General features: G+C 45.5%; 11 protein-coding genes. 7 read left to right on the forward strand and 4 right to left on the reverse strand.

What is annotated here, in order from left to right; translation table 11 throughout:
* Window positions 1-38 precede the first annotated feature (38 nt).
* Complete coding sequence (gene yddG / locus B3R63_RS10100) at window positions 39-974, forward strand: aromatic amino acid DMT transporter YddG (RefSeq protein ID WP_005404319.1); 936 nt, start codon at window positions 39-41, stop codon at window positions 972-974.
* Between the two features lie 42 nt (window positions 975-1,016).
* On the opposite strand, the gene B3R63_RS10105 is transcribed toward yddG, so the two are convergent.
* From B3R63_RS10105 to B3R63_RS10120, 4 genes are all read right to left on the reverse strand, one after another.
* A complete protein-coding gene (locus B3R63_RS10105; protein WP_151838807.1) occupies window positions 1,017-1,511 on the reverse strand; it encodes a hypothetical protein in 495 nt (164 codons plus the stop codon).
* Window positions 1,512-1,805: 294 nt separating this feature from the next.
* Entirely contained in the window at window positions 1,806-3,005 is a 1,200-nt protein-coding gene (gene sbmA / locus B3R63_RS10110) for a peptide antibiotic transporter SbmA (RefSeq protein ID WP_151838808.1), read from the reverse strand.
* Window positions 3,006-3,232: 227 nt separating this feature from the next.
* The gene (locus tag B3R63_RS10115; protein WP_005016010.1) at window positions 3,233-4,918 is read right to left on the reverse strand and encodes an AMP-binding protein; all 1,686 of its coding nucleotides are present in this window, start codon (window positions 4,916-4,918) and stop codon (window positions 3,233-3,235) included.
* 151 nt (window positions 4,919-5,069) lie between these two features.
* Window positions 5,070-5,702 carry a TetR/AcrR family transcriptional regulator gene (locus B3R63_RS10120; protein ID WP_005404936.1) on the reverse strand — a complete coding sequence of 211 codons (633 nt, stop codon included), beginning with the start codon at window positions 5,700-5,702 and terminating at the stop codon, window positions 5,070-5,072.
* Window positions 5,703-5,855: 153 nt separating this feature from the next.
* Here B3R63_RS10120 and B3R63_RS10125 point away from each other — a divergent pair, with 153 nt between their 5' ends.
* The 6 genes from B3R63_RS10125 to B3R63_RS10150 all read left to right on the forward strand — a co-directional run.
* A complete protein-coding gene (locus tag B3R63_RS10125) occupies window positions 5,856-7,028 on the forward strand; it encodes an isovaleryl-CoA dehydrogenase (protein WP_005016014.1) in 1,173 nt (390 codons plus the stop codon).
* A gap of 33 nt (window positions 7,029-7,061) precedes the next feature.
* Window positions 7,062-8,669, forward strand: coding sequence for a carboxyl transferase domain-containing protein (locus tag B3R63_RS10130; protein WP_005024864.1), 1,608 nt, complete (start codon window positions 7,062-7,064; stop codon window positions 8,667-8,669).
* 9 nt (window positions 8,670-8,678) lie between these two features.
* A complete protein-coding gene (locus B3R63_RS10135) occupies window positions 8,679-9,470 on the forward strand; it encodes an enoyl-CoA hydratase-related protein (RefSeq protein WP_151838809.1) in 792 nt (263 codons plus the stop codon).
* Window positions 9,471-9,511: 41 nt separating this feature from the next.
* A complete protein-coding gene (locus B3R63_RS10140) occupies window positions 9,512-11,503 on the forward strand; it encodes an acetyl/propionyl/methylcrotonyl-CoA carboxylase subunit alpha (protein ID WP_286730902.1) in 1,992 nt (663 codons plus the stop codon).
* The gene (locus B3R63_RS10145) at window positions 11,500-12,405 is read left to right on the forward strand and encodes a hydroxymethylglutaryl-CoA lyase (RefSeq protein WP_286730903.1); all 906 of its coding nucleotides are present in this window, start codon (window positions 11,500-11,502) and stop codon (window positions 12,403-12,405) included. The genes B3R63_RS10140 and B3R63_RS10145 overlap by 4 nt, the downstream gene beginning before the upstream one ends.
* A 29-nt stretch (window positions 12,406-12,434) precedes the next feature.
* Window positions 12,435-12,804: CoA transferase subunit A (locus B3R63_RS10150; RefSeq protein WP_286730905.1), on the forward strand; the 370-nt coding region annotated here is incomplete at its 3' end.

The raw sequence follows: 12,804 nt of genomic DNA on the forward strand, positions 1-12,804 counted from the left end.
GAATAGAATCTGCGCATTCTCCCATCCCGCTCACTAACATGTCCAAGAACCTCGCCACCCTGATCGGCTTTAGTGCCATCTTACAGTGGTCGTCTATCGTGGGTTTACTCAAAAAAGTTAGTGCAAATATTGGTGCAGATTTAGCTGTGCTGTTTATGTATAGCTTAAGTGCGGTACTGCTGTTTGCCCTATTTCGCATTCCCAACTTGAAAATCATTCCACGCAAATATCTCTTTGGTGCAACGGCATTATTTGTGGTCTATGAAATCTGCTTTTCCTATGCCATTGCCCTTGCCCAAAACGCACAACAAGCCATAGAAATCAGCTTGGTCAATTACCTGTGGCCAAGTATGACCATCTTGATGCTGATTCTATTTAAAGAACTGAACTTCAATAAGTGGGTGATTTTAGGTTTAGGGATTAGCCTTGCAGGCGTGTTCTATATTCAAACCGGGAATGGTGCGATTGATCTTGCTGCGGTGATTAGCCATATGCAAAGTAATCCGCTGAGTTATGGACTGGCATTTGTAGGCGCAAGTTTATGGTCACTGTATTGTGTGATGACTAAAAAATACAGTCAGGGACATAATCCGATTAGCCTCTTTTTTATTGCCACCAGTCTAGTGCTGTGGCTCAAAATGCTGGTACTACATCCTGAGCAATTGACACACATCGTTCAGATCGATGCCACAACATTGATGTATATGCTGATGGTCTCTACCGTGACAGGTTTAGGTTATGCCGCATGGAATATTGGCATTAACCGAGGCAATATCACCATGCTGGTCACGCTGTCTTATTTCAGCCCAATATTTTCATCCATCATGTCGATGTGGATTTTACAAACGCCCCTATCGAAAACCTTTTGGCTTGGGGCAATCATGGTGACTTTGGGTTCTTTTGTGTGCTGGATTTCGACCAATTGGCATGAGCTTAAACAACGTTTTATCACGATGCGGTTAAGACAAACTTGAACCGCAGCTTTTTACTTATACAACTTATTTTTATCCGAGATTTTAACGGGTAACACCCAACTTATTCCAAAGATCCGGCGTCAAGAAAGTTGTTACCAGCTTATTCAAATCTACATATTTCAGAACACCATTAAGCTGCTGTTTAATTTCAGGCGTTTTAAGAATTTCTTCACCTGTAATACTGCCTAACTCTTGAAAACTATCTCCCACCGCCTGTAAACCTTCAGTCTGAATCACCGCCTTGGTCTGTGCCGAACATTGCTCTACCAGTATGCGTTGCAGCACAGTGGCCAGATTCTTATCTAATGCTTCCTTTTGAGTTGCGGTCACATTGCTAAAAGCCTTTAAGTCCGGATGATTGCCCAATGCCACAAAGGTCCATTGCAGAACTACGGTTTTATCAGTGGCGGTAGTCGATTTCATCAAACAGTTACTGAGCTGATCCACCGTTGGGCCAGCCAATGCAATCTGAGAGGCCCCTAGTAAGGTTGCCCCTATAAAAAGTCCGCGAAGCTTACTCAAGGATATAAGTGCCATAGTATTTCCCTGCTTTTTAATATTGGGCCAATTATATAAAACCGTTTATTTGTAGCATACTGGCTGCTGGCTTACCTATTATGACTGTGTAAATAGGTGCATTAGAAAGTTTATAGCGAAACCATGAAGATAATGTTCCAAAGACATCAAAAGTTTGTAATCCCTTAATAATAAGCGGAATACTGTAGCGTAATAACAGACTACGGCTTACGGTCAGTAAAACCGGTATATAAGGAATTGACCAGATTTTTTATATTAAAAAAACCCGCCGAGGCGGGTGGAGTAAAAGCAGGTTTAATCATCCAGGACGGCTTCAAAGGTCTTGAGACGTTTATAGATCGATAACAGCTCAATAATCGTTTTCCAGGACATAATCAGATACTGAAATGATTCACGGACTTTATCGAAAACGTTACCAATCTGGTTGATCAGGCCCAAAGTCATCTTGCCGGCTGCAATAGCAGGGAAAAGCACGACCAGACTGTAGAGGATATCAAGCTGGCGGTACCAGGTTGCCACCAGATTAAAATAGGCGTAATGAAAATATAAACGGAAATAGTTCTGGCGTACGCGGGAAAACAGCTCTTTTAAGGTTGCCGGCTGGGCTCGGTCTGCATAGTCTTCACCATATACCAGCTCTTTACGGTAAGCTGCCTCAACTTTCTGGTTATTAAACTCAAGGCCCGGTAACTTGACGCCTACCACCATGAGCAGAACCGTACCAAAGATAGCCCAGACAATGGCTGCCCAGACCAGTGAGTGTTCTACTTGCCCCACCAGCGGCAGTTCCGGTACATGCTGGGAGAGCTCAAATAAGATCGGCAGGAATGCAACCAGAACCATAACTGCTTTAATCAGCTCGACCCCTAAATCTTCCATAATAGTGGCAAAACGCATGGTGTCTTCCTGAACCCGCTGTGATGCTCCTTCAATATGACGTAACCGGTCCCAATGCGCGGTATAGTACTCATTCATTGCGGTACGCCAACGAAAGATATAATGACTGGTAAAGAAAGCATTAATGACCATAATGGTCACTGCTACCATAGCAATATATAAAAAGGTCAAGGTACCCATATACAGGTCACGGATATTACCGCCACCGCTACTCAGCATTCGCTGAATTAAATCCCAAAATGGCCCATACCAAGCATTAATGGCTACACTGACCTGTACGCTAAACCAGATATTAAACAGAATAAATGCCGAGCCCCATACCGACCAGCGCTGCCAGGGATGATTTGCTTTAAACCGCCAAAAAATGGCAAAGATCACAGTAGCTACGAAGAACCACAGGTAAAACCAGAGAAATGCCGGAGACCAGAACCGGCTAACCCCAATAGGCAGTTCAGCCTGAGCATAATCTGATGGAAAGCCCAGCCAGCTTCCCCACTCCCGTCCGCCTGCTACATACCAGAGTAGCAGGTTGACCATGAACCAGAACAGCAATGACAGAAAAAATACTTTGGGTTGTGGAAAAAAAGATTTAAACATGCAACCTGTGATTCCTTTTATTTTTTATCAACGGCATTGAACTGATAAATTACACGTGTGGCTGGCCAAGTACCAGTCTCTTGATGAATGGACCGGTCATTTTTAGTTTATTATTTTTCTATAGCAGGTTTCCAGCAGTTCTTCTTTGACTGTCAGCATCAGTATTTAAGATGCTAAATATCACAAAAAGCAGGGCCAGTGCCCTGCTTTTTTATAAGTTTATCAAGTTAGGAAACCTTTAAATTGAGTTCCTGTTGCATCATTTCACGGATTTTATATTTCTGGGCTTTGCCTGAAGCAGTTAAAGGAAAAGCTGTTACAAACCGGATATAACGCGGCACTTTCTGGTGCGAGATATGTTCCTTGCAGTACTGTCGGATAATTTCTTCACTGGTATTACTATGCGGATGCAGGATAATACAGGCGCAAAGTTCCTCACCATATTTCTGGTCAGGCACACCTACAACCTGTACATCAGACACATCGGGATGAGTATATAAAAAATCCTCTATTTCTTTAGGGAACAGGTTTTCCCCTCCCCGAATGACGACATCTTTAATACGGCCCTTAATCTGGATAAAGCCCTGCTGGTCCATTTCCGCCAGATCTCCGGTATGCATCCAGCCAGTCTGATCAATCACTTCTTTAGTTTTTTCTTCATCTTCCCAATAGCCCAGCATGACTGAATAGCCCCGGGTACATAGCTGGCCAAGTTTGCCACGCGGTACAATCTTGCCGTTACGGTCGATAATCTTGATTTCTACGTGCGGATGTATGCGTCCCACTGTATTGACCCTAGTTTCAATCGGGTCATCTACCATACTCTGGGCACTTACCGGCGAGGTTTCAGTCATGCCATAGCATATGGTTACTTGTGACATATGCATGCGGTCGATCACACGCTGCATAATCTCACGCGGACACGGACTGCCCGCCATAATTCCGGTACGCAGGCTGCTCAGGTCAAACTCATTAAACTGCTCATGTTCCAGCATGGCAATAAACATAGTAGGCACACCATAAGCAGCCGTACATTTTTCCTGTTCAATAGCTTTTAAACTGCTAAGTGGATTAAACACATCACATGGATAGACCATTGCAGAACCATGAGTTACACAGGCCAGATTTCCCATGACCATACCAAAACAGTGAAATAGTGGTACCGAAATACATACCCTGTCCTGTGGAGTAAGTAAAATTCGTTCACCAACAAAATAGCCATTATTCAGAATATTGTTATGGGTCAGCATGGTCCCTTTGGGGTTACCGGTAGTACCAGATGTAAACTGGATATTAATAGTTTCATCGAATTGTAATTCCTGACCGATATTTTGCAGCGCCTGCAACTGCTCTGAGGTAGGTGAAGTCAGTAAATCATCGAAACAGTGGAAAGCAGGATGAGCCTGATCATCAATTTTAATCAGATGTTTTAAGTGTGGCAGTCGCTGTAAAGACAGTTCACGGCTTTGAGTTTCATGCAGCTCAGGAACAATCTTGAGTAAAATTTCCTTAAAGTTACTTGTTTTGCACTGTACTGCCATAATCAGGCCAACACAGGACACCTTGTTAAGCACATATTCAAGTTCATGACTGCGATAAGATGGATTCAGGTTGACCAGAATGATACCTGCCTTAGCCGTGGCAAACTGTGCAATGGTCCATTCCACACAGTTTGGTGCCCAGATTGCAAGGCGATCACCTTTTTTTAGTCCCAGCTCAAGCAGATTACAGGCAAAGGCATCAACCAGTGTTCTCAATTCTGCATAACTGATGCGACGATTTTGGTGAACCGAGACAACGGCATCCTGTGCAGTATATTGCGCACATGCCTGATCAAATTTCTGTCCAATGGTCATGCCCAGTAAAGGTTGCTCACTTGCACCAGATGCATAACTTAATTGTGTATCTGTCATTGAATCCTACTCCTTGATTCATTGTCATTGTGTTTTTCAGATTGTTATTAGGGGTCGATACATGACCCCGGTTTTCATTGTGTTTTACGTATTGTTATGTGCAATTCTTTGTTCAGTTCTTTCTTATCCATACAACAGGCATGTTTAGGTGTTAATTTTCTCCTTGTACCGGTTGAGGTGCACGAACGACTGCCTGCAGACAGAACTCGGCTACATAACGGACAAAGTCCTGCTTATCAAACTTTTTACGGCGAGCCGGGTCAATCGGCTCGACTACAGCAAAAGTCATGGCACCAACAATACACAGGGCTGCAGTATTGACATCGTCAAAACTGAAATCTCCACTTTCCTGCCCTTCTTTCAAAATATCAATAATGGCATTCTTGATTAGCTGCTTAACCCGTACACGCTCAATTTCGATAGCCACATCGACTGGTTCGAAGATGAGTGAATAAGCCAGCTGCGGTCCGGTAAGTGCGCGTTTTACAAAGGCTGTAACTGCCTTAAACAGTTTTTCTTTTGGCGGCAGGTCTTCCCGGTAAATGGACTCAAGAATGCGGATTTCCTGCATGGCAGCGTCGGTCAGGACTTCCACCAGTAACTGGTTTTTTGAATTAAAGTAACGGTAGACCAGACCGCTTGAAATACCGGCCAGTTCTGCAATGGCATTAATCTGGGCATCTTTAAATCCCCCACGAGCAGTCAGGTCACGTGTAGCCTGTAAAATGGCCAGTCGGTTCTGCGCCATCCGTTCTTCCATCAGAGAAGATCTTTTATAGTTCATAAGAAAAATATTATTTACTTCACGCCTTAAAATGAATTATAAATCATTTTATGAATAAAGGTTCACTTTTTTAAAAAATAATTGTATTGTGAACTCAGGTCACAACAAATACAGCTGCGAAATAACAAATACAGTTCTACAGGATGGTAGAGAATGAATTTACAAACAATTGATTTTGGAATAGATAATACCTTAAAAGCCCTACAGGAATCGGTTCAGAACTTTGCCAAAAAGGAAGTGGCGCCTCTTGCGGCCAAGGCCGATCAGGATAATCTGTTTCCAGCGCAACTGTGGAAAAAAATGGGTGACATGGGCCTGTTGGGCATGACCGTCTCTGAAGAGTACGGCGGCAGTAATATGGGTTATCTGGCTCACATTCTGGTCATGGAAGAAATTTCGCGGGCCAGTGCATCTATTGGCTTGTCTTATGGTGCACATTCTAACCTCTGTATCAACCAGATTCACCGTCATGGTACTGAAGCACAGAAACAGCGTTACCTGCCAAAACTGGTATCTGGTGAATATGTAGGAGCGCTGGCAATGTCTGAACCGAATGCCGGTTCAGACGTGGTAAGTATGACACTTCGTGCTGACCAGAAAGGCGACCACTATGTATTAAATGGTTCAAAAATGTGGATCACCAATGGTGGTGATGCTGACGTATTGGTGGTCTATGCCAAAACCGATCTGCAGGCAGGTGCCAAAGGCATGACGGCCTTCTTAATTGAAAAAGACATGAAAGGCTTTAGTCATGGCCAGCATCTGGACAAACTGGGGATGCGCGGCTCTAACACTTACCCTCTATTTTTTGATGACTGTAAAGTACCCGCCGAGAATGTACTGGGTGGAGTGGGCAATGGTGTCAAGGTACTCATGAGTGGACTTGATTATGAACGCGCTGTACTAAGCGGTGGTCCGCTTGGCATTATGGATGCCTGTCTGGATATTGTAATGCCCTACCTGCATGAACGTAAGCAGTTCGGTCAGGCACTAGGCGAGTTCCAGTTAATGCAAGGCAAAATTGCCGACATGTATTCGACCTGGCTGGCCTGCAAGGCTCTAGTATACAGCGTAGGTCAAGCCTGTGACCGTGCAGATCATGGCCGTGCTCTGCGTAAAGATGCAGCGAGCGCCATTTTATATTCAGCTGAAAAAGCCACTTGGATGGCCGGTGAAGCAATTCAGACTTTAGGTGGTAATGGTTATATCAATGACTTTGCTACAGGGCGTTTATGGCGCGATGCCAAACTGTATGAGATCGGTGCCGGCACTTCAGAAATCCGACGCATGCTGATTGGCCGTGAGCTGTTCAACGAAACAGCCTGATCCCTTTAACCTTAATGCACAAGGATGACTGCCATGAACCAGATTGCAATCAAGATGAATAGCCGTAGTGAAGAATTCAAACAGAATAAGCAGGCTATGCAGGAACTGGTCGATGACCTAAACCAGCTGGCTGCCAAAATCCAGTTGGGTGGTGGAGAAAAAGCCCGAGAAAAACATCTGGCCCGGGGTAAACTGCTACCACGTCAGCGTATTGAACGCCTTCTAGATACAGGCAGCCCTTTTCTGGAAATTGGTCAGCTGGCTGCCTATGGCTTGTATGACAATGATGTACCTTCTGCCGGTGTAATTGCCGGTATTGGTCAGGTGCATGATGTACAGTGCATGATTATTGCCAATGACGCCACAGTTAAAGGCGGTACCTATTATCCGCTTACAGTCAAAAAACACCTTCGGGCCCAGGAAATTGCCGAGCAGAACCGGCTGCCCTGCATCTATCTGGTAGACTCGGGTGGAGCTTTCCTGCCTCTCCAAGATGAAGTATTTCCAGACCGCGACCATTTTGGCCGGATTTTCTATAATCAGGCACAGATGTCTGCCAAAGGCATTCCGCAAATTGCAGTGGTCATGGGTAGCTGTACCGCAGGGGGTGCCTATGTACCGGCCATGTCGGATGAAACTATTATTGTGCGTAATCAGGGCACAATTTTTCTGGGTGGCCCGCCACTGGTCAAGGCAGCCACAGGCGAAGTGGTTACTAGCGAAGATCTCGGCGGTGGCGATGTCCATACCCGTCTTTCCGGTGTTGCCGACCATCTGGCTGAAAATGATCTGCATGCACTTGGAATCGCCCGCAGGATTGTAGCCAACCTGAACTGGAAAAAAGCAGCACAGCTTCAGCTAAAAGAGATTGAATCACCATTATTTGATGCCGAAGAGCTATATGGCATTATTCCGAGTGACAGCCGCAAACCTTTTGATGTACGGGAAATCATTGCACGAATTGTTGATGGTTCACGCTTCGATGAATTCAAGGCACGGTTTGGAACTACGCTTATTACAGGCTTCGCTCATCTGTATGGTATGCCAGTTGGAATTATTGCCAATAATGGCATTCTCTTTTCCGAATCTGCCCAGAAAGGCGCACATTTTATTGAGCTGTGTACACAACGCAAAATTCCACTGCTATTCATTCAGAATATTACCGGCTTTATGGTTGGCCGCCAGTATGAAAATGAAGGAATTGCCAAACATGGTGCCAAACTGGTCATGGCAGTTGCTACAGCCAAAGTTCCTAAAATCACACTGGTAATCGGCGGCTCATTTGGGGCCGGAAACTATGGCATGTGTGGCCGCGCATATTCACCACGTTTTATGTGGACATGGCCTAATTCACGTATATCGGTCATGGGTGGCGAGCAGGCTGCTAGTGTTCTTGCCACTTTACGCCGCGATGCCATTGAGAGCAAAGGCGAAAACTGGACTGCCGAGCAGGAAGACGAGTTCAAAAATCCGATTCGACAACAGTACGAGCGCCAGGGCCATCCTTATTATGCCTCTGCCCGACTGTGGGATGACGGGGTAATTGATCCTGCACAAAGCCGTCAGGTACTTGCACTCAGTTTGTCCGCGGCCTTGAATGCTCCAATTGAAGAAACCCATTTTGGCGTATTCCGCATGTAGGAGAGATTCATGAAGCATTTTGAACTGATTGAAATTGAAGAGCAGCCTAATGGAGCCACCTATATCTGGCTAAACCGTCCAGAACTGCACAATGCCTTTAATGCACAATTAATTGCCGAGCTCAGCCAGTGTTTTGATGCGCTAGAGCAAAACGTGAATACTCGTGTGGTGATACTGGCAGGCCGCGGCAAAAATTTCTCTGCTGGCGCAGACCTGAACTGGATGAAAGCAGCCCGTCATTTTAGTAGTGAAGAGAACCAGCAGGATGCCATGAAGCTGGCCACCATGCTGCATAAACTGGCTCATCTTAGACAGCCCACCATTGCCCGTGTGCATGGTGCAGCACTAGGAGGCGGGTTAGGCCTGGCCTCGGCCTGTGATATATGTATTGCCAGCGAAAAAGCAATGTTTGCAACCTCTGAAGTACGTTTGGGACTGGCTCCCTCTACCATCAGTCCCTATGTGATTCGGGCCATTGGTGCGCGTCAGGCTTCACGTTACTTTTTAACTGCTGAGCGGCTTTCAGCACAGCAGGCTAAAGCCATCGGACTGGCTCATGAAGTCTATAGTGCCGAAGCACTGGATACAGGCATTCAACAAATAATTGAACAGCTGCTATTAGGTAGTCCGCAGGCACAAACGGCTTCCAAACAACTGATCGACACTGTAGCCGAACAGGAACTGACTGCTGAACTTATGCAGCAGACCGCAGCTCATATTGCAAGATTACGGCTGGGCGAAGAGGCACAAGAAGGCCTGAGTGCCTTTTTGGAAAAACGTACACCGCACTGGTGCGCTTAAGGCCATTTTCCACAAAATCATAAAAAGCAGGATAAAGGATTATGTTTAAGAAAATTTTAATTGCGAACCGTGGTGAAATTGCCTGTCGTGTCATCCGTACTGCCAAGGAACTCGGCATTCAAACTGTTGCGGTTTATTCTGAAGCTGATGCCGAGGCACAGCATGTTAAACAGGCAGATGAAGCCATCTGTATTGGTCGTGCCCCAGCCAGTGAAAGTTACCTGCAAATTGAACGGATTATAGAAGCAGCACTGCTAATCGGTGCAGAAGCCATCCATCCGGGTTATGGCTTTTTATCTGAAAATGATGATTTTGCACTGGCCTGCCAGCAAAATGGTATCGAATTTATTGGGCCGCCGGTGGAAGCAATTCGGGCAATGGGTCTAAAAGCTACCTCTAAAGCACTCATGGAAGAGGCCGGTGTGCCATTGACACCAGGTTATCATGGCAAAAATCAGGAGCCAGATTTTTTAAAACAGCAGGCCGATGCGATTGGCTACCCGGTGCTGATTAAAGCCAGTGCAGGTGGTGGCGGTAAAGGCATGCGTCTGGTGGAACGCAGTGAAGACTTCTTAAGTTCTCTGACCTCATGCAAGAGCGAAGCTCGATCAAGTTTTGGTAATGAAGAAGTATTAATTGAACGTTATGTCACGCGCCCAAGACACATTGAGGTTCAGGTTTTTGGTGACAAGCATGGCAATTATGTTCATCTGTTTGAGCGTGACTGTTCAGTACAGCGCCGTCACCAGAAGGTTCTGGAGGAAGCCCCTGCTCCGCTGATGCCAGAAGAAAAACTTGAGGCCATGCGCCAGGCTGCAATTGACGCCGCGCGTGCTGTTAACTACGTAGGTGCCGGTACAGTCGAATTTATTGTCGAGCAGGATGGTACAGCTTATTTTATGGAAATGAATACTCGCCTGCAGGTCGAACATCCGGTAACTGAAATGATTACCGGACAGGATCTGGTCGAGTGGCAACTACGGGTTGCCTATGGTGAGCCTCTACCTAGAGCTCAGGCAGATCTTTCTATTCAAGGTCATGCCCTGGAAGCTCGGATTTATGCAGAAGATCCAGATAATGGCTTTTTACCCTCGATTGGTAAAATTCATTTCCTGCAATACCCACAGCAGAATGCGCATGTGCGGGTAGATAGCGGCATTATTCAGGGCGACAGCATCAGCAGTTTTTATGACCCGATGATTGCCAAGCTGATTGTCTGGGGCAAAACCCGTCAGGATGCACTGCGCCAGATGCAGCATGCCTTGCAAAACTTTTATATTCAGGGTGTGGGTAATAATGTAGCTTTCCTGCACCGTCTGGTGGGAACTGGATCATTTAGCCAGCCAAACTTAGATACTGGACTGATCGAGCGTGAAAATATCCAGCTGTTCAGTTCAAAGCCTGAGATTAAACCATCTCTACTGGCACAAGCTGCTGTCCTCCATCTGCTTCAGCAGACGTTAAAGCACTCCCTGCCGCATGATCCTTGGCAACAGCCTAACTTCTGGCGATTGAACCAGCAGGCTAAAACCCATGTTCAGTTACGCCATCAGCAGGAAATTTATGATATTGAACTGGCTATCTTAAAACAGGGCTATCTGGTCAAGGTCTATAATCAAGATTATAAAATTTCTGGCGAACTGACTGCATCTAATACAGCCCATCTCCAGATAGATAATCATCAACATAAGCTATGCTTTGTAAAGTGTGACTCAAGTCTGGTGCTCTTTGAACAGGCACAACCCTATGAGTTTGAAATTATTGATCCGTATGCCCATGTAGAAGGTGAGGCTGAAGAAGCAGGTAATCTTAAGGCACCTATGCCAGGCATTATTACTCAGGTACTGGTAGAGCAGTTTGCTCAGGTCAAAAAAGATGAACCGCTCATGACACTGGAAGCTATGAAAATTGAATATACCATCCGGGCACCACAGGACGGTATCATTAACAATCTGTTCTTCCAGTCGGGTGATCAGGTCGCTGCCGGTGATGAATTGCTAGATTTCTGTATTGAAGCGGAGGCCTCTGCATGAATGAAAGTATCAGGATTGTTGAAGTCGGTGCACGTGATGGCCTGCAAAATGAAAAAAGTGTGATCACTTTTCAGCAGCGTTACGAGTTTCTTACTCGCCTGATGGCAACGGGGATTAAAGCGATAGAAGTGGGCTCTTGTGTATCGGCAAAGTGGGTTCCACAAATGGCTAACAGTGATGAACTTTATGCACAGCTCCCGAAACAGGATGATATTTCACTGAGTCTGCTAACTCCTAATTTGAAAGGTTTTGAAGCCGCCCTTCAGGTGAAGTGTCAGGAAATTGCAGTTTTTACGGCAGCCTCAGAAAGCTTCACTCAGAAAAATATTAATTGTTCGATTCAGGAGAGCCTTGAACGTTTTCAAGATATTATACAACAGGCCAAACAGTATAATATTCGGGTGCGTGGTTATGTATCGTGTATGGTGGACTGCCCTTACGAGGGTGCAATTTCCCCTCAGAAAGTTGCAGAAGTTGCAAAGACTTTATATGACATGGGCTGTTATGAAGTATCGTTAGGTGAAACTATTGGAACCGCTACACCGTTAAGGGTTCGCGCAGTCTGGAAAGAATGCTTTGAACTCCTGCCAAAAGAAGCCTTGGCTGGGCACTTTCATGACACTTATGGCATGGCAATTACTAATATCTATGAGTCGATTCAGCAAGGAATCCGTAGCTTTGATTCTTCAATCTCGGGACTTGGTGGCTGTCCTTATGCCAAAGGTGCTTCAGGTAATGTTGCAACTGAAGATGTCTATTATCTTGTTAGCCAGATGGGTTTTTATACGGGCATACAGCTCGAAAAACTGATGGCAGCCTCAGACTATATTGCAGAGGTATTGCATCGGCCTAATCCGTCTAAATTTGCACAGGCCTATAAACAAAAACTTTGCACCGTATAAAGTCCATAAAAAATTAAGGATGAGGTCCTATGAATAATAAAGTTTATCCCTCAGCATCCGATGCGTTAGAAGATATTGTACAGGATGGTCAGCAGATTGCTGTAGGCGGATTTGGCCTGTGTGGTATTCCTGAAGCTCTAATTTCAGCTCTAAAAGAAACCGGAGTAAAAGACCTGACCTGTATTTCCAATAATGCAGGAGTAGATGACTTCGGTTTGGGGAAGCTGCTGGCTACCCGTCAGATCAAAAAAATGATTTCATCCTATGTGGGAGAAAATAAAGAATTTGAGCGTCAATACCTGAGTGGTGAACTTGAAGTTGAACTTACCCCTCAAGGTACGCTGGCCGAAAAACTGCGGGCCGGCGGTGCTGGTATTCCCGCTTTTTTTACCCAGACCG

The organism is Acinetobacter sp. UBA1297 (assembly GCF_002307755.1).
Classification (GTDB): Bacteria; Pseudomonadota; Gammaproteobacteria; order Pseudomonadales; family Moraxellaceae; genus Acinetobacter; species Acinetobacter radioresistens.

Excerpts from the sequence above, each read along its gene's own strand:
- B3R63_RS10145 (WP_286730903.1), top strand. The coding sequence starts at position 11,500 with ATGAATGAAAGTATCAGGATTGTTGAAGTCGGTGCACGTGATGGCCTG.
- B3R63_RS10105 (WP_151838807.1), bottom strand. The coding sequence starts at position 1,511 with ATGGCACTTATATCCTTGAGTAAGCTTCGCGGACTTTTTATAGGGGCA.
- sbmA (WP_151838808.1), bottom strand. The coding sequence starts at position 3,005 with ATGTTTAAATCTTTTTTTCCACAACCCAAAGTATTTTTTCTGTCATTG.
- B3R63_RS10115 (WP_005016010.1), bottom strand. The coding sequence starts at position 4,918 with ATGACAGATACACAATTAAGTTATGCATCTGGTGCAAGTGAGCAACCT.
- B3R63_RS10120 (WP_005404936.1), bottom strand. The coding sequence starts at position 5,702 with ATGAACTATAAAAGATCTTCTCTGATGGAAGAACGGATGGCGCAGAAC.
- B3R63_RS10125 (WP_005016014.1), top strand. The coding sequence starts at position 5,856 with ATGAATTTACAAACAATTGATTTTGGAATAGATAATACCTTAAAAGCC.
- B3R63_RS10130 (WP_005024864.1), top strand. The coding sequence starts at position 7,062 with ATGAACCAGATTGCAATCAAGATGAATAGCCGTAGTGAAGAATTCAAA.
- B3R63_RS10135 (WP_151838809.1), top strand. The coding sequence starts at position 8,679 with ATGAAGCATTTTGAACTGATTGAAATTGAAGAGCAGCCTAATGGAGCC.
- yddG (WP_005404319.1), top strand. The coding sequence starts at position 39 with ATGTCCAAGAACCTCGCCACCCTGATCGGCTTTAGTGCCATCTTACAG.
- B3R63_RS10140 (WP_286730902.1), top strand. The coding sequence starts at position 9,512 with ATGTTTAAGAAAATTTTAATTGCGAACCGTGGTGAAATTGCCTGTCGT.